This is a genomic window from Nonomuraea guangzhouensis, assembly GCF_019396345.1.
GTDB classification, from domain to species: domain Bacteria; phylum Actinomycetota; class Actinomycetes; order Streptosporangiales; family Streptosporangiaceae; genus Nonomuraea; species Nonomuraea guangzhouensis.
Window position 1 is genome coordinate 1 of record NZ_JAHKRM010000006.1, and the last position, 23,029, is coordinate 23,029.

A 23,029-nucleotide genomic window follows, 5' to 3' on the forward strand; every position below is an offset into this window, starting at 1 on the left:
CGACCTGGATCAGGTAGCCTGCACGCGCCGCTTCTCCGTCAGGCAGCCGGTAGGCATCCACCCGCTCCCCGTAACGCTGCTGCCATGCGGCCGGAGCCCACGCCGCCAGCCAGCCCGGCTCACAGGCTGCCAAGGCGTTCAACGCCGACCGCATCACCTCGCCGACGAACTCCGCCCGGTTCAACGCCCGCACCGCGGCCAGCACATGCGTGGAATCGGTCCGCTGACGTCCTCCCGCACGCAAGAACCCCAGGCCACTCAACCGCTCCACGAGCAGCTCGAAGACATGCTCCTCCTGGCCGTGTTCGACCAGGCGGGCGCGAAAGCCGCTGAGCACCGAAAAGTCGAACCCCGGATCCTCCAACTCCAGGCCCAGCGCGTACTTCCACTCGATTCGGCCGCGGACCGCGTCAGCGGCCTGCCGATCAGACAGGTTCTCCGCGTACTGCAGCACCGACACCAGCGCCAACTGTCCGGGAGACAGGCCGGGACGCCCCCGCACACCGAACATGCCCGCGAATTCCGCATCGGCGAACAGCGGACCCAGCGCGTCACGAACCCGCATCGCCATCGTCCCCTTGGGAAACGCCGCCCGCGCCACACGCGCTGTCAACTCGGGAATCTCCGGCCACGGACGCGGCTGCATCGACATCAGTCCACCATCCTTTCACCGCTCGCAGACGAGGAACCGCGCGGCAGATCATCCTGATTCAGGACATCATCGGCTTCCCAGAAGACACGCCGAATTGGGCAACGGAGTCCTAAAGATGGGAGCACTGACCCGCATCGCGGTAGATCGATCAGCCGGTCTGACGACGTTGCCACCCGGGGCTGAGGGTGCGGAGCTGAAGGCGCGACGGAGACCCGTTTGTGGCTGCACCGTTCCGGCCTATAGCCCTGATCTTGGTTCCATGCCCTCTAGCTCCACCCCGCCTCCCGGCCCTCGCCTCCGGACCCACGACCACCCTCGGGTCACCGTGCTGCGGGTTCTTGACAGGCGGACCTTTTGCCCATGCTGATGGTGTTATGGGCGGATAGAGGTGATATTTAGCGCAATGTTCGTAAAAGCGGCGGCGATTTTTGCTTCGCAGAACAATGTGGCTTCTGGGGCTGTCGGGGCTAGGTCGCAATCGAATTACGACTTCTTAGACAGAGTGTCCAAGAGTTAGATAGCTCACATAAGGTGCCGCTTACCCGTGAGTCCATGCCGTCTGGGACCGGAGTCTGGGATAGCCCGGATCTGAGCCGTTAGGGTGCGGATTCAGGGGCGGTCGGTGATCAATGTCGGCCGAGCGGGACTGCACTTCCGGTCGTCGCGTGAGCGCCCCAGGGTGGTCAGGCGGCGCGAGGCTCTCTATGGAGGGAAGCGCCGTGACGGTGGTTGGCAGAGCGATAGTCGCGACGGCGGTCGTGGCGGGATCCATCGTGCTCGGTGGGTCCGCTCAGGCGGCCGTGGTGATGCGGCAAGGTGCGAGCTCCGGGGAGATCACGTCTCCGTCCGACGGCCAGGTTGTCACGAGCGGATCCGTGCCGATCTCAGCGCGTACCGGTGTGATGCAGCTCAACATGGGCGTGTACGTGGAGGGGCCCTCGACCGCCAAGCAGAAGGTCGCCGGCGGAGGGGCCAACCAGACGCTTTCCGGTACGTTCGACGCCGGCAGCGCTCCCAACGGGACCTTCAACGTGGTCCTCAAGGGCGAGATCACCGGCACCACCTACGCGACGAGCACGTTCAAGCTGAGGCGGCCCGCCGCCGCGCCGGACAACGTCGCCGCGGCCCTGGAGGGCACCGAGAAGATCGTGGTGACATGGAGCAAGGGTTCGGAGCCCGATCTCCAGTCGTACGAGGTCGCGACCAGCCAGTCCGGCATCGTGGGCAGGCTGCCCGCCGACAGCGCCTGTTCCGGATCATCGTGCAAGGCAGTGCTCGCCGTACCGTCCAAGGCGGCTGGTCAGCGAGTGGGCTTCACCGTGAAGGCGTTCAGGGGCGACGGTGACGGAGGGTCGATCGGGTCGGGCAATTCCGGCGCCGCGTACGTGACCGTTCCCGGGCCCCCGACCGCCAAGCCGAAGAAGACCGCCACAAAGCAGGAAACGCCGACCACCAAGAAGGGCGTCGACACCCTGCCGACGCTGCCCGGCAAGAAGCACACGCAGCCCACGGCCGCGCCCACGCGCAAGGCGACCACGACGAAGAACACCAACAAACTACCCGCCATGCCCGACACCGACCCCAAGGGCAACCTGCCGATTCCGACCGCTGACACGACCGGAGACTCGGGCAAGACCGACGGGCTCACTCCCGACGGCACCAAAGGTGACGCGGAGTCCGCTCCCGTCGACTCCAGGGTGAAGGCTCAGTCGTCGGAGTCGCCGACCGGAAGTATCGGCCAGTACGGCATGTACGTCGCAGGTGGGCTCGTCTTGCTGCTGCTGGCCGCGCACGGAGGCGCGTGGGCGCGTCGCCGGTCTCTCGCTGGAGCTGGTGCTGGGGGTTCGGTGCCGCACTCGGCTGCTGCTTCGCCAAGTCTCGGCATTTCTGCTCAACCCAGTACGGATAGCGTCCCGCCCACCGCTTCGGCACCCCGACGGCCTGCCGTGGTGCTGGCAGTCGCCAAGATCCGACCGGTCGGTGAGCATCCTCGTACGCAGTCCCCTGAACAGTCCCGTGCGCCGGAGCGGTCCGGCGCTCAGACGCCTGAGCGTTCGCGCGCGTCAGAGCGGCGTGGTGCCGCCCAGGCTCCCGGAGCCTCGCGTACGCCGCCAGGACGCTCCGGCGCGCAGACGCCCGCACGATCCCGCATGCGGGCACTGGAATCCCACATGCAGGCACTGGAACACCCTGGCTCGGCGGCGTCCGACCTACCTGGTCCGGGGGTGTCCGACCAACCAGGTCCGGGAGCATCCGGGCCGGGAGCGCCCGCCTCGGGAGGGTCCACTCTGGAGGCTTCCGGTCTGGAGGTTTCCGATCGGTTTGGTCAGGGAGTTAATGGTGTGCCCCGTCCGAGCGGGTCCGATGGGTTCGGTTCGGGTGGGTCCGAAAAGCTCGGTGTGGTGTCGTCCGATCGCTTCAACTCGACACCGTCTGATCTGCTGGCCACGCCGTCCGCAGCGCGGCGTTACGCAGAGAGGCCGAGCGCCGGTCGGGGTTACGGGCCGGAGACGGGACATGCTCGTGCGCAGGTACGCGCCGCCCTCCCGCTGCACCTCAGCGACGCCGATATGGGGGCTGCTGATCCGGATGATCGGGCGTCCGGCGGTCAGGACGGTCGGACGGGGGCTGAGCAGGTTTCGTGGTTGTCCGGCGAACAGGATGGCCAGGTGGGTGCTGGGCAGGTTTCATGGGTGTCCGGGGAGCGGGATGGCCGGGCGGATGCCGGTCGATACGACCTGGTTTCTGTTGATCAGGACGGCTGGAGGGGAGCAGCTCGGGCTGATCGAGAGCCTCTCGACCAGCCCAGTCGGATGCGTGTTGAGCCGGACGGTCGAACGGCCCGTCAGGAGCCCGTACGGATCGCGCTGCCCAGCTCGGCCGTGATCGAGGTGCCCGAGTCGGCCGCCGCCGTTACGCCGCCCGTTGTACGGATCGAGGAGCGTTGGGACGACTACCTGCCCCCTGCTCCCAGGGCGATGGAGGACAGTGGCTTCTGGGAGCGCCCGCAGCCCGGAGCAGGTGACTTCTGGGCGGCTGACGACGACGAGAACGCCTTCGCGGGCCACCGCCATCGCGGCGGCGATAGCTAGCCCCGACCAACCCACCAAGTTCTTCGAAGGAATCGGCCGGTGGGAGCACTGCCTAGGCTGGCGCTTGCCCTTCGGTGTGTTCCTCCGCGTCGAGGATTTGCCTGATGCGATCGGTCTTGCCGAGATCATCGGTATGCCGTCGGGCTTTGAGTCCCAGACCTGGGCACTGATGTGGTGGGTGAGGTCATCTGGCACAGCGAGCAAGCCGTTGTTGAGCCGAGGTCGGATGGGCTCTGTTGCGGGTCAAAGGGCTGCAGACCTTCGTGAATCCTGAGTCTGGTACTGGTCGGCGTACTCGGCGGTGGGAACAGTGGGTGTGATGACGTCGATGAGCACTCCGCTGGGGTCGGCCACGATGAAGTGCCGCTGTCCGAAATCCTCGCTGCGCAGTTCGAGCACGGCCGGCAGACCTCCCCGTACGACGAGCCGTTCCCACTCCCCATCCACGTCCTCGACCTCGAAGTTGAGCAGCAGCCCCTGAATGTGCGCGCGGTGGCCCTCAGGCAGCGTCGGATGACGGTGGTCGAGAAGGGCCAGCTCGTACGGCGGGGTCCCCGGCCGGCGCAGACTCACGTACCAGTCCGCCTCGAACGTCGCCTCGAACCCGAACCACCTGACAAAGAAGTCCCGGGACTCCCGCAGCAGGGAGGTGCAGAGAACCGGATAGAAGCTGGTCAGCATCACGGAAAGCTCCTTCGCATACCGATGGTATGCCAAGCTACGCTATTGGCATACCATCGGTACGTCAACAGGGGTGGCCGCGATGCACAAGGGCAGCAGGATCGAGCAGCGCGAGCAGACCAGGCGGATTCTGGTACGCGAGGGCAGGCTGTTGTTCGCGAGCCGGGGCTATGGGGCGGTGGGCCTGTCGCAGATCGTCGCCGCTGCCGGGGTGACCAAGGGTGCGCTGTACCACCATTTCGAGAGCAAGGCCGACCTGTTCCGTACGGTCCTGGAGCAGGTGCAGGGGGAGGTGGCCGAGACGGTGGCCGCGACCGCCGAGGCCCAGGACGACCCGTGGGAGCAACTGGCGGCCGGGTGCCGGGCGTTCCTCGCAGCCTGCACCGATCCGGACATCCAGCAGATCATGCTCATCGATGGCCCCGCAGTCCTTGGCTGGAGCGAGTGGCGGGCGCTGGACGAGGCCGCCTCCGCCCGCCATCTGGCCGAGGCGCTCTCCGACCTCATCGAGGCGGGGATCATCGCACGACAGCCGGTCGCCCCGCTGACTCACCTGCTGTCGGGGGCGATGAATGAGGCCGCCCTGTGGCTGGCCGGCTCTGGAGATCCTGGCGATCTGGAAGACGTGTGGGCCGCCTTGTCCCGGATCCTGCAGGGGCTGCGCCTCGAGTGAGCGCGCGCATCGTTGTGTTCTACGAGTGGGTCTGGCAATGCGGTCAGCGGGTGATCTCGCCTCGACCAACCCGCCAAGAACCCTGACGGAATCGGTAAGTGCGTGGTCTCGCGACCAACCCGCCGAGGACCCCGGAGGAATCGGTTAGCGGGTGCTCTCACCTGGGCTTATCGAGGTTCGAGCGGTCGCGCGCTGCCTGGTGCGGTGACCACGATGGCCCCTGGGTTTGGTCCGGCCCCTGTGACAGTCCGTAGTGTCAGGGGTCCCTGAAGGGATACCCCCTTCGGGGGAGAGGGAGAGCGGACACCCGGCGAACGTTCGTCGACACCGGACTAGCTTGCGGCCGGAGCGGAGCGTAGCAAGGTGTCCAAAAGGTGGATGGCGCCGCGTTTGTCCAAGGGCTCGTTGCCGTTCCCGCATTTCGGGGACTGGATGCAGGATGGGCAGCCGCGTTCGCACTCGCAGGAGGCGATGGCCTCGCGGGTGGCCGTGAGCCATTCGGTGGCACGGGCGTAGCCGCGTTCGGCGAAGCCGGCGCCACCCTCGTGCCCGTCGTACACGAACACCGTCAGCAGGCCCGTGTCCGCGTGGAGTTCCGTGGAGACGCCGCCGATGTCCCAGCGGTCGCAGGTGGCGAAGAGGGGGAGCAGGCCGATGGCGGCGTGTTCGGCGGCGTGGGCGGCGCCGCCCAGATCGAAGCCCTCCTCGGCCAGGGCGGCCACCTCTGAGGTGGGGAGCGTCCACCAGACCGCGCGGGTGCGGAGGGTACGCGGCGGCAGGTCCAGGGGCTCGTCGCCGAGCATCTCGCCGGACTGGAGGCGGCGCTTGAGGTACGAGACCACCTGGCGGGTCACCTCCACCTCGCCGAAGTGGAGGCTGCCGGGGCCGAGGTCGTGCGAGCGCAGGGAGGCGAGGACGGAGATGTCCGTGATGTCGCGCGCGAACGTCGTGTAGTCGGGCTGTGAGCTGCCTACGAGGGCGACTCCGGCTTCCAGGTCCAGGAGCTCCACCAGGTACGTCTCGCCCTGGTGCAGGTACACGGCGCCGGTGTGCACGGTGGTGTGGGCGGACGGCTCGTCCACGCTGCCCAGGAGGCGGCCGGTCGCGGACTCCACCACCTGGATGGGCGCGCCTCCGCCGCCCCTGATGTCGGCCAGGTCGGTGGCGCGTTCGCGGCGGGTCCAGAACCAGCCTGCGGGACGCTGTCTGAGCAGGCCCTGGGTGACGAGGTCGGCGAGGACGTTCGGGGTGGTGGGGCCGAAGACGGGCAGGTCGGCGTCAGTGAGCGGGATCTCGGCGGCGGCGGCGCAGAGATGGGGGCCCAGGACGTACGGGTTGTCCGGGTCGAGCACGATCGCCTCTACGGGCTGGCCGAAAAGGGCTTGGGGGTGGTGTACGAGGTAGGTGTCGAGGGGGTCGTCCCTGGCGATGAGTACGGCGAGTGCTTCCTGGCCGTCGCGGCCCGCTCGGCCCGCCTGTTGCCAGAGGGAGGCGCGGGTGCCCGGCCAGCCGGCGATGAGGACGGCGTCCAGGCCGGAGACGTCTACGCCGAGTTCGAGGGCGTTCGTGGTGGCCAGGCCCATGATGGAGCCTGAGCGGAGAGCCTTTTCGAGCAGCCTGCGGTCTTCGGCGAGGTACCCGGCCCGGTAGGCGGCGATCCGGTCCGGGAGGTCAGCCCAGTCGGCGGAGTCGGGCAACGCCCACGACAGCGCGCCCTGGTCCGGGGACTGGGAGGGGGCGTCGCGGTGGGTGGGTGCCGAGGGCGCGTCGTGGTCTGGCGAGGCAGTTCCCTGGTCAGAGGGCTGCGAGGGGGTGTCGCGATCGGCGGGTGACAACGGAGTGTCGTGGTAGGAGGGGGCTGTGGGTGCGTCGTGGTCTGAGGGCTGGGAGGGGGCGTCGCGGTGGGAGAGCGCTGAGGGGGAGGGTGAGGCTGCTCTCTGGTCGGGGGCCGCTGTGGGGAGGTCCTGGCCTGTGGGAAGTTGAGGTGTGCCGAAAGCACCGGCCGTAGGGGCGGGGCTGCCGGTCGTACCCGTGCTTGAGCCCCCCGTGAGCGCCCCCGGCGTACCGCCCAGGGAGAAAGCGACGTCGGCGAGTTTGGCGCGGGCGGTGAGGGCGACCGTTTCGGCGCCGCGCCGGGAGCGGACGAAGGCGAGTGTGCGGACGTTCGCCAGGACGAGGTCCGTCAGGAGATCCGCGGCCTCGGCCGTGGCGGTGCGGCGCACCGGAGCGCCTCTCTCGCCCCGTAGCTCGGTCAGGGGCGGCTCCCAGAGCGCGATGGTCGTCGCACCCTTCGGAGACCCGTCCGACGTCACCTCGGCCATCTCAAGCCCCGTCAGCCGCATCGCGAACGCCCCCGGCTCGCTGGCCGTCGCTGAGGCCAGCAGGAAAACGGGCTGAGAGCCGTATCGGGCGCAGATCCGGCGCAGGCGGCGCAGGATCTGCGCCACGTGCGAGCCGAACACCCCGCGGTACCCGTGGCACTCGTCCACCACGACCATGCGCAACCGCCGGAAGAACGACGACCACTGGGCATGCTGCGGCAGGAGGCTCCGATGCAGCATGTCGGGATTTGTCAGTACGTAGTTGGCGTGCTGCCGGATCCAGGTGCGTTCCTCGAACGGCGTGTCGCCGTCGAAGCAGGCCGCGCGGAGTTGCGTGATGCGGAGTTCGCGGAGGCTGCGGAGTTGGTCGGCGGCCAGGGCCTTGGTGGGCGTGAGGTAGAGGACGGTGCCGCCGTCGAGGCAGGAGGCGACGGCCGGAGTGAGGTACGCCAGCGACTTCCCGGACGCCGTTCCGGTAGAAATGATCACGTTTCGGCCACGATGGGCTAGGTCGGCGGCTTCGTACTGGTGTGGCCACAATCCCGAGATGCCGCGGTTCGCCAAGCGCGTAACCAAGAGTTCCGGCGCCCAATTCGGCCATCCCGCTTGACCAGCCTGACGTGCTGGAACATGCTCCACATGGGTGACGCGCTCATGACGTGCGGGAACTCCGAGCAGGTGCCGGAGGAGTGGACCTGGCCGGTGTGGGGAGGAAGCGGAGGAAGTCACTGTTTCCAGTCTGCATCCGTGGGCAAAGTCGCCGGGAATCGTGATTTCGTATAGACACAAGCCAGACGCGTGGTTGAATGCCGCGCGTCAGGGTCAGACGGTCTGGAGCCCCGTTCCAGACTGCCAGGCCCGCAAGGGTACTTTCGCAGGCGAGGCGCTGGAGGATCTGTGGATCTGAAGTTGGATCACCACAACGAGGACCGACTCACCATCGTCGAGGTCGAGGGTGAGATCGATGTCTACACGGCGCCGAGATTGCGTGAGCTCCTCATAGACCTGGTGAACAAGGGCAACTTCCACCTTCTCGTCAACATGGAGAAGGTCGACTTCCTCGACTCGACGGGCCTCGGTGTCCTGGTCGGGGGGCTCAAGCGGGTTCGGGCGCACGACGGTTCGCTCGAGCTGGTGTGCACGCAGGAGCGCATCCTCAAGATCTTCCGGATCACCGGGCTGACCAAGGTCTTCGGGATCTACGCTTCGGTCGACGAGGCCAAGGAAGCTCACGGCAAAGACAAGTAGTGATGGCTACCGTCGAGCTCACGTTCAGCGCCCTCCCCGCGCATGTGCGGACCGCCCGGTTGGTCGCGACGGCGATCGCCCGGCGCACAGGCGTGGAGGAGTCACTGCTGGACGAGGTCAGGCTCGCCGTTGGTGAGGCTTGCTCCCGGGCGGTCGAGGCGCATCGCGCACACTGCCCGGGAGAGCCGATCCGCATCGAGCTGAAAGACGATTCGGGGCGGTTCGAGGTAACGGTCAGCGATCAGGCTCCCAGCGACGAGATCAAGCAGGAGCAACCTCTCGATCTGGGCATGCTGTCCGACTCGTTCATGTCAGGGTTCGGCATCGCGGTGATCGCGGGGCTGGCCGATGACGTGGAGGTGTTCCCCAGTCCCAAGGGGATGCGCATCCGCATGAGCTGGCCGGCCGCGCGCAACGGTCACGTGCCGACGCAAGCATAATTTTTTTCTTTTCTTTACGGCACAGCACGGTGGGCCCCAACCGCCGACCGTGGCCGGCCCCTGTCCAGGGGCACGCTCCTCTGGTGAGACGGGGCCGGGCGCCGATACGAGGCCCGGCACCCATGGCTTCCGCCAGCCGACAGCCGTAGGGCCTCCCTACAAGGCCGAGCCGTGGTGCCCACGGCTCGGCTTCGGCATGTCCAGAGCATCGGCAGGGCACCGGCGCCCCCAGGGCTCCGGCGGGACCGAATCCCAGGTTTCGGGCGTGTTGTTTCGGGCACCTTGTCATGGCCGTAAACCGGCGGAAATATCGGTTGTCAGATGGCAAATCGCCGTGCTGGCAGGGGATTGCTCGGGGATTACTGGACGCGTGGCCAAATAGCGACCACCAGAGCCTTCATATCCGCGCAGCCCGTGCGTAGACTCCCGGCACCGGCCAAGGTGATCCGGCGAAACTGCGGACTCATCCGGAAGCGGCACCCACAACCCGGATGGTGCCGCACCAGTCCGTCGATCTTTGCGCACCGCCCGGGCAGGACGACCGGTCTTGCCGAGGAGAACGATGTTTAGGCAACTGCTGGCCGCAGAGCCAGCGTCCAATCTGGCCCTGAACGGTAACAATCTCACTATCGTGATCGTGGTCGCCGCGGTCGCACTGATCGCCCTAGCCGTCGCCGGCGGCTTGGTGCGCGAGGTGCTGTCCGCCGACGCGGGCACGGAGCGCATGCAGGACATCGCCCGTGCCGTACAGGAAGGGGCCGCCGCGTATCTCGCGCGGCAGTTCCGCACGTTGGCGGTCTTCGTCGTCGTGATCCCCTTCCTGCTGCTCCTTCTACCGGGTGAGACCGATGTGCGCATCGGCCGCTCGATCTTCTTCGTGGTCGGGGCGGTATTCTCCGCGCTGACCGGCTTCATGGGCATGTGGCTGGCCGTACGCGGAAACGTACGCGTCGCGGCGGCCGCCCGTGATTCGGGCGAGAAGCGCGCCATGCGCATCGCCTTCCGTACGGGCGGCGTGGCCGGCATGTTCACCGTGGGCCTCGGCCTGTTCGGTGCGGCCATCGTCGTCTTCGTCTATCAAGGTGACGCGCCGGGCGTCCTCGAAGGCTTCGGCTTCGGGGCGGCGCTGCTGGCGATGTTCATGCGAGTCGGCGGCGGCATCTTCACCAAGGCCGCCGACGTGGGCGCCGACCTGGTCGGCAAGGTCGAACAGGGCATCCCGGAGGACGACCCGCGTAACGCGGCGACGATCGCCGACAACGTGGGCGACAACGTCGGTGACTGCGCGGGTATGGCCGCCGACCTGTTCGAGTCGTACGCGGTCATGCTGGTCGCCAGCCTCATCCTGGGCAAGGTGGCCTTCGGCGAGCAGGGACTGATCTTCCCGCTGATCGTGCCCATGATCGGCGTGCTCACCGCGATCATCGGCATCTTCGTCACCCGGATGCGCGACGGCGACCGCAGCGGCATGGCCGCCATCAACCGCAGCTTCTTCATCTCGGCCGCGATCTCCGCGGTGCTGGTCGCGGCGGCGGCGTTCTGGTACCTGCCCGGCACCTTCACCGAGCTGACCGGCTCGGCCGTGCAGTCCACCGCCAACCCGAGGATCATCGCCATCGGCGCGGTGCTCATCGGCCTGGTCCTGGCCAGCGCCATCCAGCTGCTGACCGGTTACTTCACCGAGACGACCAGGCGACCCGTACGGGAGATCGGCGAGAGCTCGGCCACCGGGCCCGCGACGGTCATCCTGGCCGGCATCAGCGTCGGCCTCGAGTCGGCCGTCTACTCGGCGCTGATCATCGCTGGTGCGGTCTACGGCGCGTTCCTGCTGGGCTTCGGGAACGTGACGATCGCGCTGTTCGCGGTGGCGCTGGCCGGCACCGGCCTGCTGACCACGGTCGGCGTCATCGTGTCGATGGACACCTTCGGCCCGGTCTCCGACAACGCGCAGGGCATCGCCGAGATGTCCGGCGACGTCGAGGGTGAGGGCGCGCGCGTGCTCACCAGCCTCGACGCCGTCGGCAACACGACGAAGGCCATCACCAAGGGCATCGCGATCGCCACGGCGGTGCTCGCGGCGACCGCGCTGTTCGGGGCGTTCCGCACGGCCGTGGAGACGCAGCTCGCCGATGCGACACAGTCGGCCAAGGAGGCGCTCGGCGCGTTCTCCACCTTCAGTCTGGGCATCGACCAGCCCAACGTGCTCGTCGGTCTGGTCATCGGCGCGGCGGTCGTGTTCCTCTTCTCCGGCCTGGCGATCAGCGCGGTCGGACGGGCCGCGATGCGCGTGGTCTTCGAGGTACGCGACCAGTTCCGCAACCACCCGGGCATCATGGACGGCACCGAGAAGCCCGAGTACGGCCGCGTGGTCGACATCTGCACCCGTGACTCGCTGCGCGAGCTGGCCACGCCCGGCCTGCTGGCGGTCATGACGCCCATCGCGGTCGGGTTCGCCTTCGGTTACGCGCCGCTGGGCGCGTTCCTGGCCGGAGCCATCGCGTGCGGCACGCTCATGGCGGTCTTCCTGTCCAACTCGGGTGGTGCCTGGGACAACGCCAAGAAACTGGTCGAGGACGGGCACCACGGTGGCAAGGGGTCGCAGGCCCACGAAGCCACGATCATCGGTGACACGGTCGGCGACCCGTTCAAGGACACTGCCGGTCCGGCCATCAACCCGCTGATCAAGGTGATGAACCTGGTGGCGCTCCTGGTGGCGCCGGCGGTGGTCCTGTACGCGGGCAACCCGGCGCTGCGCATCGGGATCACGGTCGTGGCGGTGGGCGTGGTGATCGGCGCCATCCTCGTCTCCAAGCGCCGTTCGGTCTCCAGCGAATCGACCAGCAACGACAAGAACAAGGAGCACCAGCCGGTCGCCTCGTAGCGACCCCCGTCCGGACGCCCGCTCCTCCGAGGTCTGGGGGAGCGGGCGTTTCACGTCCCAGGAAGGCGTGTCCCAAGGACCACCCCGCGACCCCTCGGTGGGAAACTGGGCAGATGAACGACAAGCCGCCCAGCGGCGGCAAGACGCTGGCCTACATCCTGCTGGCGATGCTGGCCATCCTCGCCGTGATCGTCGCGCTGGGCGTGTGGGCGACGAGAGGATGATGAAGCACGTGCGTACGTTGATCGTGCTCCGCCACGCCAAGGCCGCGCAGGTTCCCGGGCTGGAGGACAGCGAGCGCCCGCTGACGCACAGGGGCGAGCGCGACGCGAAGCGGGCCGGGGACGAGGTGCGGGCCCTCGGGCTGGCTCCCGATCTGGTGCTGTGCTCCCCGTCCCTGCGTACGCGGCGCACCGCCGAGCTGGCCTTCCCCGAGGTGGCGGTCAGCTACGAGCGTGACGTCTACCAGGCCTACCCCGAGGAGCTGCTCGCGCTGGTCAAGCTGACCGATCCGGAGCTCGGGACGGTGGTGCTGTGCGGTCACAACCCGGGCGTGCACGAGCTGGCGATCTCGCTGGCCGGAGGCGACTACGGGTTCCGGCCGGGCTCGTTCGCGGTCATCCGTACCGAGTCCGACTGGGTGGACCTGTGGCCGGGCCAGGCCGAGCTGGTCACGCGCTGGGACCCCAAGGGCGAGGTCACCGGGTGAGTACGCCGTCCTCGGCGTCCGCCGCCTCCACCTCGTCCCTGGAGATCCCGAGCAGGTAGAGGATCGAGTCGAGGTAAGGCGTGTTGACCGCCGTGTCCGCCGCCTCCCGGACGACCGGCTTGGCGTTGAACGCGATGCCGAGCCCGGCCGCCGCGATCATGTCGAGGTCGTTGGCTCCGTCGCCGATGGCCACCGTCTGGCTGATCGGCAGCCCCGCCTCGCGGGCGAACCGCTCCAGCGCGCGGGCCTTGCCCGGCCGGTCGACGATCTCGCCGACGACGCGGCCGGTGAGCCTGCCGTCGACCACCTCCAGGACGTTCGCCGCCGAGTAGTCGATGCCGAGGTCATCGACCAGGGAGTCGGTGATCTGGGTGAAGCCGCCGCTGACGATGGCGAAGCGGTAGTCGAGCCGCTTGAGCGTACGGACGAGCGTACGGGCGCCGGGGGTGAGCACGACCTGCTGGCGTACCTGCTCGAACACCTCGGCCGGCAGCCCCTCGAGCAGCGCGACGCGGCGGCGCAGCGACTCGGCGAAGTCGAGCTCGCCGCGCATGGCCTCCTCGGTGACCCGGGCGACCTCTTCGAGGCAGCCCGCGTGCCCGGCCAGCAGCTCGATGACCTCGCCCTGGATGAGCGTGGAGTCGACGTCCATGACGACCAGCCGCTTGGCCCGCCGTGACAGGCCGGTGCGCTGCACGGCCACGTCGACGTGCAGGGCGGCGGCCTCGGCGGCCAGCTCGACGCGGAGCGCGCTCGGGTCGGCGCCGGAGACCGACAGCTCGATGCAGGTGACCGGCCACTGGGCGAGGCGTTCGATGCGGTCGATGTTCGCGCCGGCGGCGGCGATGCGCCCGGCGATCCCGGCGATCGCGGCGGGCTGGAGCGTCGCGCCCAGCACGCTGACCGACAGGCGGCCGCGTCGGCGCTGCTCCTTGGTCGTCGAGCCGGTGGAGAGCTCCAGCTCCAGGCCGAGATCCTCAGCCACCCGCTCGACGGCGGTCCACATGGCGCCGAGGGTGCTGCCCGTGCCGGTCGACGGACCGCCCGCGTAGGCGACGAGCACGCCCAGGGTGAGCCGGCCGCGGATGACGACCTGCTCGATGTCGGCCACGGTCACCGGGAACCCCGACAGAACCGAGAAAAGCCGCGAGGTGACGCCCGGCCGGTCTGGGCCGGTCAAGGTGATCAGGAGGGTGCGCTGGTCCACATTGAGCCAGGCTACTGAACACGTCGCGCCGCACGCGCACGAGGGGCCACTATCGGCTCAGCAGCAGGTGGGTGTCACCGAACTCGTGCCACAGGTATCCCTCCCGCAACGCCGCCTCATAGGCGAGGGTGAGCGGCTCCCGCTCGGCGATCGCGCTGAGCATCATCAGGTGGCTCGATCTGGGCTCGTGCAGCCCGGTGATCAGCCCGTTCACGGCTTTTACCCCGATGGCGGGCGTCACGATGTGCCGGGTCCAGCCGGCCGAGGCGGCCACCCGCCCGTCGCCGCCGACGGCCGTCTCCAGCGCGCGCACCACGGTGGTCCCGGCCGCCACCACCCGCCCGCCGTTCGCCGCGGTCAGGTTGACCAAGCGCGCCGTTGCCGCGGGCACCTCGTAGCGCTCGGCGTAGGGCGGCTCGTCCTTCTCCGGTGAGGCGACGCCGGTGTGCAGGGTGATCGGCGCGATCCCGACGCCGCGCGCCACCAGAGCCGTGACCAGTTCGGCGGTGAACGGCCGGGCCGCGCTCGGCATCTCGGCGCTGCCCGGCACGGTGGCGAAGACGGTCTGGTAGGAGTCGAGCGGCCAGTCGCGGGACACGTAGGAGTAGCGGATCGGCACCCCGTGATCGCGCAGGTACGCTTCCACGTCACGGTCGAGCCTGGCCCGCCACAGGCGCGGCGTCTCGCGTTCGATGAGCCGCAGCGTCGCCCGTCCCGGCAGCGGCAGCCATTCGCCGGGCTCGCCGCCGCCGTACGGCTCGGACGCCTTGGAGGTACGGCGGCGGAGCTCGACCAGCCAGGTGCCGTCCTCGCGCGCGGTGGAGAAGTGCACGGCGAGCCGGTCGAGCCTGATGGCGGCGGGCAAGGTCGCCGAGTTGTTGACCACGATCAGGTCGCCCGGGTCGAGCAACCCCGGCAGGTCGGTGAAGTGGTGGTGCTCCGGAGGGAGCGAGCCGCGCGAGACCAGCAGGCGCACCGAGTCGCGGGTCAGCCCGCGGGCCTCGGGCGGCTCGTGCGCCGACAGCGTGTCCGGCAGCGCGAAGTCGAGCGCGGCGGTCATTGCAGGCTCACCCTGCCGCTCGCCGGGCGGGACCAGACCAGTTCACACAGTGTCGCGGCCACCTTGGCGGGATCCGTGGCGCCGGACGCCTCGTCGGCGCCGACCGCGTCGGCCAGCATGCGGGTGTTCATCTCGCCGGGATCGACCCACCAGACGGCCAGGTCGGGCTCTTCGGCCGCCAGTACGTTGGAGAGCTGCTCCAGGGCGGCCTTGGTGGCGCCGTAAGCGCCCCAGCCCTCGTAGGCGCCGGTCGCGGCGTCGGAGGTGATGTTCACGATGGCGCCGCGCGTGGCGCGCAGCGCGGGGAGCGTCGCCTGGATGAGAGCCAGGGGAGCGATCACATTGGTCTCCAGCAGCGCCCCGAACTCCTCCCGCGGGTACACCGACAGCGGCGGCAGCGGGGTCACGCCCAGCCCGCTCGCGTTGTTGACCAGCAGGTTCAGCTCGGGTACGGCCCGCGCGAGCCGCTCGACGTGCGCCGGGTCGGTCACGTCGCCGGGGATGGCGGTGGCGCCCAGCTCGGCCGCGACCCGCTCCAGGTCCGCCGCGCCACGGGCGGTGAGCACGAGCTCCCACCCGGCGGTGGCGAGTGTCGTCGCCAGAGCCAGACCCAGGCCGCGGGAGGCGCCGGTGATCAGTGCGGTGTTCGTCATGTCTCGACGTTAGGAGCGCGGCGGCGGCCGGACATCGGGCTGAGGACCCGCCTCCTCCTGGGCATATGGACCTAAGACCATGGGACGTGGGCAAAGAGGCCCAGGACCATAGAGTGGACCCCGTGGCCTCAGACAGAGCCCCGGACAGAGCCTCCGACAGAGACGAGATCATGCAGGCGGTGAGCACCGCCGTGCTCGCCGTCACCCGGCACCTCTCGGTGCGCGAGGTGCTGCAGGTCATCGTCCGCTCGGCCCAGCGGCTGCTCGACGCCCGCTATGCCGCGCTCGGTGTGCCCGACGAGGACGGCTCGTTCGCCGAGTTCGTCGCCGAGGGCCTCACCGACAAGCAGTGGGACGCGATCGGCCCGCTGCCCAGGCAGCATGGCATGCTCGGCGCGATGCTCCGCGACGGGGCTCCGGTGCGGCTGCCCGACCTGCGCGAGGACCCCAGGTTCGAGTGGTGGCCCAAGGCGCACCCGGTGATGAAGGACTTCCTCGGCGTCCCGATCCGCGACGGCGACGAGGTGCTCGGCATCATCTTCCTGGCCAACAAGCGCACGCCCGACGGCTTCACCCCGGCGGACCAGGACCTGCTCACGCTGTTCGCCGCGCACGCCGCGATCGCGCTGACCAACGCCCGGCTGTACGAGCGGGGCCGCGAGCTGGCCATGCTCGAGGAGCGCAACCGGATGGCCCGTGAGCTGCACGACGCCGTCACCCAGAAGCTGTTCTCGCTCCGGCTGACCGCGCAGTCCGCCGCCGTCCTGCTGCGCAGTGCCCCGGACGAGGCCGCCGCCGAACTCGAACGCGTGCAGCGCCTGGCGGGCGAGGCCCTGGCCGAGCTCCGGGCAGTGATCGTCGAGCTGCGCCCGGCCGAACTCGACCGGCACGGCCTGGCGGAGACGTTGCGCAAGCACGTGCGCTTGCTCGACCGGCTCCACCCCGCGCACGTCACGTTCGAGGGCGACGAACTGCCGCCGCTCGACTCGGCGATCGAGGTGGCCGTGCTACGAGTTGCGCAGGAGGCGCTGCACAACGCGCTCAGGCACTCCGACGCCGGGACGGTCGAGGTGCACCTGGGTGAGGAGGGCGGCAAGCTGGTGCTGACCGTACGCGACGACGGCAAGGGCTTCGAACAGGCCGAGTCACGTGGCCTGGGCCTGGTGTCGATGCGGGACCGGGCGGAGTCTGTCGGCGGCGTCATGACCGTGGCCTCGGCCCGCGACGAGGGCACGACGGTCCGAGTGGAGGTGGGCGTTTGATCCGGGTGCTGATCGCCGACGATCATCCAGTGGTGCGGCAGGGCCTGCGGACCTTCCTCGACCTCCAGGGGGACATCACGGTCGTCGGCGAGGCGGCCGACGGGGCCGAGGCCGTCGCGCTGGCCGACGATCTCGTCCCTGACGTGCTGCTGCTCGATCTGAAGATGCCGGTACTCGACGGGCTCGGCGCGCTGGCGCGGCTGTCGGGGCCGCTGCCCAGGGTGATCGTGCTGACCTCGGTGAGCGACCGGTCCGACGTGGCTCCGGCGATGCGGGCGGGCGCCGCCGGGTTCCTGTACAAGGACGTCGATCCGAACGCGCTCGTACAGGCGGTGCGGGCCGTACACGGGGGGCAGGTGCTGCTCGCCCCCGAGGCGGCGGAGGCGATGCTGGCCGCTCCGAACGGCTCGCCGGCATCGATCGGTCCGGTGCCGCTGACGGAACGGGAGCGCGAGGTGCTGGCGCTGATCGCGGCAGGCCACTCCAACCGGGAGATCGCCAGGAGCCTGTCCGTCGCCGAGAAGACGGTCAAGACCCACGTGTCCAACGTGCTGATGAAGCTCGGCGTCCAGGACCGCACCCAGGCCGCCCTGTACGCCGTACGCCACGGCTTAGCTTGACCGGGCGATGTGGATGGCCAGCTGGGTGCGGTCGCGGAGCCGCAGTTTGCGCAGGATGCTGGAGATGTGGTTCTTCACCGTGCCCTCGGTGATGAACAGCCGCCTGGCGATCTCCCGGTTGGTCGCGCCATCGCCGACCAGGACAGCCACCTCGTGTTCGCGTTCGGAGAGCTGGTCGGCGAGGTGCGGCGGGGCGGGGGCGCTGCGTAGCTCGGCGACCACCCGCTCGGCGGCGACCCCGCCCAGCACGGTCTCGCCCCTGGCCGCCTTGCGGATGGCCGCCACCAGCTCGTCGGGCGGAGTGTCCTTGAGCAGGTAGCCGCGGGCGCCGGCGCGCAGGCCGCCGAAGATGTAGTCGTCGTCGTCGAACGTGGTCAGGATGATCGCGGGGACGTCGAGCCGGCCGATCAGCTCGATCCCGTCCATCCTCGGCATCCGGGCGTCGACCAGCGCCACATCGGGCCGGGCCGAGGGGATCAGGTCGAGCGCGGCCAGCCCGTCCGCGGCCTCACCCACGACCTCGATGCCTTCCTCCAGCTCCAGGAGCTTGCGCAGGCCCTGGCGCATCAGCACCTGATCGTCCACGATGAGCACCCGTACGGTCACACGCCCACCCCCACACCGCAGGGCAGGCTGACCCGTAACGCGAACCCGCCGTCCGCGAGGCTTCCGGCGTGGAGCGAGCCGCCGAGGGCGTCGACCCGCTGGCGCAGCCCGGTCAGGCCGTGCCCACCGCCGTCGAGCTCCTCGTCCGTCGCGCCGCGCCCGTCGTCGGTGACGGCCAGCTCGACGCGGTCGTCCGCGGTGCCGAGCACGACCTCCACGTGCCGCGCTCCCGAATGGCGCACCGCGTTCGTCAGCCCCTCCTGCAACGCCCGGTACATCACCAGCTCGGCCTGCTCCGCCAAGGCCGGTTCTGTGCCCTCCGTGCGGAACGCGACGTCCAGCTCGGTGCCCTCGAACGACCGGGCCAGCTCGGCCAGGGCCGCGGCACCCGCCTTGCCCTCCAGTGCCAGCGGCTTGAGCGCCCGCACCCAGCGCCTGGTGTCGGCCAGGGCTTCGACAGTGAGCTGCTGGGCCTGGCGCACCTCGGCCCACGCCTCGCCAGGGCGGGCCTCGCGGTAACGCTGGGCGTTCTCCAGACCGAGGTTGATCACCGTGAGGTAGTGGCCGACGGAGTCGTGCATCTCGCGCGACATCCGGGCCCGCTCCTCGGCCACCGTGAGCTCGCGTACCCGGGCGGCGTAGCGGCGCAGCTCCACATGAGCATCGGTCAGCTCGGCCAGCAGTCGCTCGTTGTCACTGGCGCGCTGCCTGGCGCCCAGCAGGACGCGGGCGGTGATCAGCGCCCACACGGTGAACACGGTCATCACGGTCGCCTCGGCCAGCGCCGAGGAACCGCGCCCCGCCACCAGATTGCCGACCAGGGTGAGGAGCACCGCGGCCACGCTGAAGCCGGTGCCACCGCCGAGCCCGAACACGCAGACGACGTGCACGATGGTCACCACCACCAGCGGGATGGTGGTGATCGCGCTCCCGACGGTCATCCCGCCCAGTGAGGCCAGCACGAAAAGGAGGCTCAGTGCCTTGCGACCGGGCGCCGCCGTGCGATTCCACCGCAGGAGCCGCCAGCCGGCCAGCATCACCACGGACGGTACGCAGAACGCCCACGGCACAAGGCCCGCGCCCGCCGCCATGAGCAGGCCCCAGAGCAGCATCAGATCCGAGCAGTAGAACAGGGCGCTCAGAATGTAGGGGGCCCGGTCATCGGTGCCATGTGTCCAACGATCACTTCCGGCCACGCTTCCACGCTAACAGCGGGAACGGCGAAGCCCTCGGGATGAGCGGCCGAACATGACCTGCGACACATGGAAGAACAGGCCGGGCTCGGTCTCGCGCAGGATTCGCCCTGGTGCCGCCCATCCCTACGTTCAGCGATATGAACAACGCTTTCGTCGATGCTTCGACGGCCGGGAAACGCGGCACCCACCCGCTCGTCGCGGTCCTGCTGGCGCAATTGATCTACGCCGCGGGGGTCGTCATCGGAATGGCCCTCTTACTGCCTCTCGGCATGCTCTTCCCCGGCCGGCAGTCGGGCCCGCTCTTCGCTGTCCTGATGCTGCTGACGACCGTGATCCAGCACGCACCGATCTTCGTGCTGCTGTGGCTCTGGACCCGCTTCTACGAGAAGCGGCCGTTCGCCTCGCTTGGCCTCGCCTGGGGCCGCGACGCCTGGCGGCAGCACCTGATCGGCTTCGTCCTGGGTACGGCCTTCATCGCGGGCTGGCTGGCGCTGCAGTACGCCACGGGCAACCTGCGCGTGGACGGCTCGCTTTGGGACTCCGCCCTGATCTACCTGCTGCCCGTCGCCTACCTGGCCAGGGTCATGATGATCGCCATCGAGGAGATCCTCTACCGGGGCTGGATCCTGCAGAGCGCCGGGGCGCGATGGGGCGTGCCCGCGGGCATCGCCCTGTCGTCCGCGGCGTTCGCGCTCTTCCACTTCGTCGGACCCCTGATGCTGATCGCGCCGCTGCACACCTTCCATTGGGTGCTCGCGACCAACCTGGTGCTCTGGTCGGTGCTGGGGGCCTTGCTCACGCTGACCACACGCAGCCTCTGGGCGGCGATGGCCTTCCACGCGACGCCGCTCTGGCTGGCCACCTATGTCTTCGCGGTGGGTGTGCCGGGTCAGCGCCCACCGGACATGGCCGTGCTCCTGCTGAGCCAGCCGAAAGCGAGCCCGCTGGCCGGAGAGGCGGCTCTGGCCGGACCGTTCACCGGCCTGCCGACCACGCTCCTGCTGGCTCTCCTGTGCGCGGGCGCCCTGGCGGTCTATCTCCGGAGGTCTCGCGTCGAGCCCCCCACGGTCGTTACTGTCTGACCGGCTCGAAGATGGCGTGGTGTGCCGCCACCAGGGCCCGTCGTACGGCCCGGTCGAGGTCGCGCAGGGCGGCGCCACGGGCGGCGATCTCCCCGGCGGTCAGGCCCCGCTCGTCGGCCAGGCGCAGCACCGCGGCCAGGCGGGTGGCCAGGGCGGAGACGCGGTGCGCCCGTCCCGGGTAGCCGGGCGCCAGTTCGCCGCCGAGCTTCCCCAGCCGGTCGGGCCACTCCTGTGCCGGGCCGCCGGCCGCGGCCAGCGTCTCGGTCGCCGAGCGCATCGCGATCGACAGCTCCCGCTCCGCCTCGGCCACAGACGGCAGGTCCACGCGTACGGGGCCAGATGGGTGTACGGCCAGGCGTACCCCGACATAGGAGGACCCGCGTAGGTCGGGCGAGGGCACCATCCCGAGGCACCGGTCGGAGAGCACCGCGATCACGGCCTGGCCGGCTTCCACCGCGGCCGTGTTGAAGGCGGGCGGCCCGGAGAGCCCGAGCGGGTCGCCGGGCGCGGGCAGCGCGAGCCGGAACTCGGTCAGCCCGTCGGACCGCAGCCCGGCGAGGTAGGCCCGCAACGGCACGTCGCCCACCTCAGGGGAACCCGGGACGTCGGCAGCGGAGCCCAGGACGTCGGCCGGGGTGCCCGAGGCGGCGGAACCCGGGCCGTCGGGGGGTCCCACGACGGCAGGACCCGAGGCGGCTTCGACCCGGTCGACGGCCTCGTCGAGGCCGACGTGACCGGCGAGCCAGGCGTTGCCCCAGGCGACCAGCGGAGGAGAGAGAGATGATTCAGGGAGCACCGGTCCACGATATGCGCTCGCCCTGCAATAGGTTTGTCCCGAGCGTTACTCCTAAAGGAGGGATCCGGGGATGGGTGGTCAGGTGCTGCGGCTCCAGGACGTCGCCGTCAGGCGCGACGGGGCGGCCCTGCTGCGCGGCATCGACTGGACGGTCAATGAGGACGAGCGGTGGGTCGTCATTGGGCCGAACGGGGCGGGCAAGACGACGTTGTTGCAGGTCGCCGCGACGCTGCTGTATCCGAGCGAGGGCATCGTGGAGGTGCTCGGCGAGCGGCTGGGCCAGGCCGACGTCTTCGATCTGCGGCCGCGCATCGGTCTGGCGAGCGCCGCGCTGGCCGAGCGCATCCCGCCGGAGGAGAAGGTCATCGACCTGGTTCTGACGGCGTCCTACGCGATCATGGGCCGCTGGACCGAGGAGTACGACTCCAACGACGTCACCAGGGCCGTCGAGCTGATCGACATGATGGGTGCCGCGCATCTGATCAGGCGCAGGTTCGGCACCCTGTCCGAGGGCGAGCGTAAACGGGTGCAGATCGCCCGCGCGCTCATGCCCGACCCCGAGATGCTGCTGCTGGACGAGCCGGCGGCCGGGCTCGACCTGGGCGGCCGGGAAGATCTGGTGCGCCGCCTGTCGGTGCTTGCCAACGACCTCCGCTCGCCCACGCTGATGCTCGTCACGCATCACGTGGAGGAGATCCCCAGCGGGTTCACGCACGGGCTGCTGCTCAAGCACGGCTCGGTTGTGGCCCAGGGGCCGTTGGAGCACGTGATGACGGCCGACAACCTGACGCAGACGTTCGGGGTGCCGTTGTCGCTGGACCGCAGCGCCGAAGGACGCTGGTACGCCCGCGCGCACTAGATCGCCTTTATCCGGTGATCGGCAAGTAGCATTTACGAAGGCGGTCCCCTCGGCCTCGGAGCGTGCCATGTCCACGTCGCAGCTCATCGTCGCCCTCGTTGTGGTCGCGGCGGTGGGGTTAGGGGTGGCGCGTACGGTCCGCATCATCCCCCAGGCGACCGCGGCGATCATCGAGCGGCTCGGCCGCTATCACCGCACGCTGAAACCGGGGCTCAACCTGGTCGTGCCGTTCATCGACCGGATCAAGGATCTGATCGACCTCCGGGAGCAGGTCGTCTCGTTCCCGCCGCAGCCGGTGATCACCTCCGACAACCTGGTCGTCTCGATCGACACCGTCATCTACTTCCAGGTGACCAATCCGAAGGCGGCCACGTACGAGATCGCGAACTTCCTGGTCGGAGTCGAGCAGCTGACCGTCACCACGCTGCGTAACGTGGTCGGCGGCATGGACCTGGAGAGCACGCTGACCTCTCGCGAGGAGATCAACACCGAGCTGCGCGGCGTGCTCGACGAGGCGACCGGCAAGTGGGGCATCCGGGTCAACCGGGTCGAGCTCAAGGCCATCGACCCGCCCTCCTCCATCCAGGACTCGATGGAGAAGCAGATGCGCGCCGACCGCGACAAGCGGGCCGCGGTGCTGGCCGCGGAGGGGCAGCGGCAGGCGGCGATCCTGACGGCCGAAGGTGAGCAGCAGGCGGCGGTCCTGCGGGCCCGCGGTGAGGCGGAGGCGGCCGTCCTGCGCGCCCAGGCGGAGGCCGAGGCCCAGGCCATGCGGGCCAAAGGGCAGGCCGACGCGATCGGGATGGTGTTCAAGGCGATCCATGAGGGCAAACCGGACCAGCGGCTGCTGGCCTACCAATACCTGCAGATGCTCCCGGAGATCGCCAAGGGCGACGCCAACAAGATCTGGATCGTCCCGTCGGAGATGGGCCGGGCACTGGAGAATCTCGGCGGTCTTTTCTCGCCGCCCAAGGATGACCCCGACCAGTAG

Annotated in this window: 20 protein-coding genes; 11 read left to right on the plus strand and 9 right to left on the minus strand. The window is 69.5% G+C overall.

Translation table 11 applies throughout. The features are described 5' to 3' along the window. A partial coding sequence (locus tag KME78_RS12860; protein ID WP_219529094.1) for a transposase occupies nucleotides 1-652 on the minus strand: 652 nt, incomplete at its 3' end. A gap of 719 nt (nucleotides 653-1,371) precedes the next feature. Here KME78_RS12860 and KME78_RS12865 point away from each other — a divergent pair. Next, a complete protein-coding gene (locus KME78_RS12865) occupies nucleotides 1,372-3,744 on the plus strand; it encodes a hypothetical protein (protein WP_219529095.1) in 2,373 nt (790 codons plus the stop codon). Between the two features lie 243 nt (nucleotides 3,745-3,987). Here the strand turns inward: KME78_RS12865 and KME78_RS12870 are convergent, their stop codons facing one another. Further along, nucleotides 3,988-4,428, minus strand: a complete 441-nt coding sequence (locus KME78_RS12870; RefSeq protein ID WP_219529096.1) for a VOC family protein — start codon at nucleotides 4,426-4,428, stop codon at nucleotides 3,988-3,990. Between the two features lie 79 nt (nucleotides 4,429-4,507). Here KME78_RS12870 and KME78_RS12875 point away from each other — a divergent pair, with 79 nt between their 5' ends. Beyond that, nucleotides 4,508-5,098 carry a TetR/AcrR family transcriptional regulator gene (locus KME78_RS12875; RefSeq protein ID WP_219529097.1) on the plus strand — a complete coding sequence of 197 codons (591 nt, stop codon included), beginning with the start codon at nucleotides 4,508-4,510 and terminating at the stop codon, nucleotides 5,096-5,098. 332 nt (nucleotides 5,099-5,430) lie between these two features. Here the strand turns inward: KME78_RS12875 and KME78_RS12880 are convergent, their stop codons facing one another. After that, nucleotides 5,431-8,148, minus strand: a complete 2,718-nt coding sequence (locus tag KME78_RS12880) for a DEAD/DEAH box helicase (RefSeq protein ID WP_504740160.1) — start codon at nucleotides 8,146-8,148, stop codon at nucleotides 5,431-5,433. Between the two features lie 168 nt (nucleotides 8,149-8,316). Between KME78_RS12880 and KME78_RS12885 the strand changes: the two genes are divergently transcribed. The 4 genes from KME78_RS12885 to KME78_RS12900 all read left to right on the plus strand — a co-directional run bounded on the left by KME78_RS12885 (nucleotide 8,317) and on the right by KME78_RS12900 (nucleotide 12,697). Further along, a complete protein-coding gene (locus tag KME78_RS12885; RefSeq protein ID WP_020542579.1) occupies nucleotides 8,317-8,667 on the plus strand; it encodes an STAS domain-containing protein in 351 nt (116 codons plus the stop codon). A gap of 2 nt (nucleotides 8,668-8,669) precedes the next feature. Continuing rightward, nucleotides 8,670-9,107 (plus strand): ATP-binding protein, encoded by a 438-nt coding sequence (locus KME78_RS12890; protein ID WP_219529099.1) that lies wholly within the window; start codon nucleotides 8,670-8,672, stop codon nucleotides 9,105-9,107. A 562-nt stretch (nucleotides 9,108-9,669) separates the two neighbouring features. Then, the gene (locus tag KME78_RS12895) at nucleotides 9,670-11,988 is read left to right on the plus strand and encodes a sodium-translocating pyrophosphatase (protein WP_219529100.1); all 2,319 of its coding nucleotides are present in this window, start codon (nucleotides 9,670-9,672) and stop codon (nucleotides 11,986-11,988) included. A gap of 232 nt (nucleotides 11,989-12,220) precedes the next feature. Further along, entirely contained in the window at nucleotides 12,221-12,697 is a 477-nt protein-coding gene (locus KME78_RS12900) for a SixA phosphatase family protein (RefSeq protein ID WP_308126924.1), read from the plus strand. Here KME78_RS12900 and serB read toward each other — a convergent pair. From serB to KME78_RS12915, 3 genes are read right to left on the minus strand one after another with little or no spacing between them, the layout of a single operon-like run. Next, complete coding sequence (gene serB / locus KME78_RS12905) at nucleotides 12,687-13,904, minus strand: phosphoserine phosphatase SerB (protein ID WP_219529101.1); 1,218 nt, start codon at nucleotides 13,902-13,904, stop codon at nucleotides 12,687-12,689. The genes KME78_RS12900 and serB overlap by 11 nt on opposite strands. Before the next feature lie 49 nt (nucleotides 13,905-13,953). Continuing rightward, nucleotides 13,954-14,964 (minus strand): S-adenosylmethionine:tRNA ribosyltransferase-isomerase, encoded by a 1,011-nt coding sequence (locus KME78_RS12910; RefSeq protein WP_219529102.1) that lies wholly within the window; start codon nucleotides 14,962-14,964, stop codon nucleotides 13,954-13,956. Continuing rightward, entirely contained in the window at nucleotides 14,961-15,617 is a 657-nt protein-coding gene (locus KME78_RS12915) for an SDR family NAD(P)-dependent oxidoreductase (protein ID WP_219529103.1), read from the minus strand. The genes KME78_RS12910 and KME78_RS12915 overlap by 4 nt, the downstream gene beginning before the upstream one ends. 122 nt (nucleotides 15,618-15,739) lie before the next feature. Here KME78_RS12915 and KME78_RS12920 point away from each other — a divergent pair, with 122 nt between their 5' ends. Continuing rightward, a complete protein-coding gene (locus KME78_RS12920) occupies nucleotides 15,740-16,879 on the plus strand; it encodes a GAF domain-containing sensor histidine kinase (RefSeq protein ID WP_308126925.1) in 1,140 nt (379 codons plus the stop codon). Beyond that, nucleotides 16,876-17,499, plus strand: a complete 624-nt coding sequence (locus KME78_RS12925) for a response regulator (RefSeq protein ID WP_219529105.1) — start codon at nucleotides 16,876-16,878, stop codon at nucleotides 17,497-17,499. Before KME78_RS12920 ends, KME78_RS12925 begins: the two co-directional genes overlap by 4 nt. Here the strand turns inward: KME78_RS12925 and KME78_RS12930 are convergent. Continuing rightward, a complete protein-coding gene (locus tag KME78_RS12930) occupies nucleotides 17,491-18,105 on the minus strand; it encodes a response regulator (protein WP_308126926.1) in 615 nt (204 codons plus the stop codon). The two genes, KME78_RS12925 and KME78_RS12930, sit on opposite strands and share 9 nt — an antisense overlap. Next, nucleotides 18,102-19,301, minus strand: coding sequence for a sensor histidine kinase (locus KME78_RS12935; protein WP_308126927.1), 1,200 nt, complete (start codon nucleotides 19,299-19,301; stop codon nucleotides 18,102-18,104). The genes KME78_RS12930 and KME78_RS12935 overlap by 4 nt, the downstream gene beginning before the upstream one ends. A gap of 137 nt (nucleotides 19,302-19,438) precedes the next feature. Here KME78_RS12935 and KME78_RS12940 point away from each other — a divergent pair, with 137 nt between their 5' ends. Then, nucleotides 19,439-20,383: a CPBP family intramembrane glutamic endopeptidase gene (locus KME78_RS12940; RefSeq protein ID WP_219529106.1), complete on the plus strand. Its 945-nt coding sequence runs from the start codon at nucleotides 19,439-19,441 to the stop codon at nucleotides 20,381-20,383. Here the strand turns inward: KME78_RS12940 and KME78_RS12945 are convergent. Then, nucleotides 20,373-21,179 carry an Rv1486c family protein gene (locus KME78_RS12945; RefSeq protein ID WP_308126928.1) on the minus strand — a complete coding sequence of 269 codons (807 nt, stop codon included), beginning with the start codon at nucleotides 21,177-21,179 and terminating at the stop codon, nucleotides 20,373-20,375. The two genes, KME78_RS12940 and KME78_RS12945, sit on opposite strands and share 11 nt — an antisense overlap. 70 nt (nucleotides 21,180-21,249) lie before the next feature. Between KME78_RS12945 and KME78_RS12950 the strand changes: the two genes are divergently transcribed. Continuing rightward, nucleotides 21,250-22,038, plus strand: a complete 789-nt coding sequence (locus tag KME78_RS12950) for an ABC transporter ATP-binding protein (RefSeq protein WP_219529107.1) — start codon at nucleotides 21,250-21,252, stop codon at nucleotides 22,036-22,038. A 67-nt stretch (nucleotides 22,039-22,105) separates the two neighbouring features. Beyond that, entirely contained in the window at nucleotides 22,106-23,029 is a 924-nt protein-coding gene (locus KME78_RS12955; RefSeq protein WP_219529108.1) for an SPFH domain-containing protein, read from the plus strand.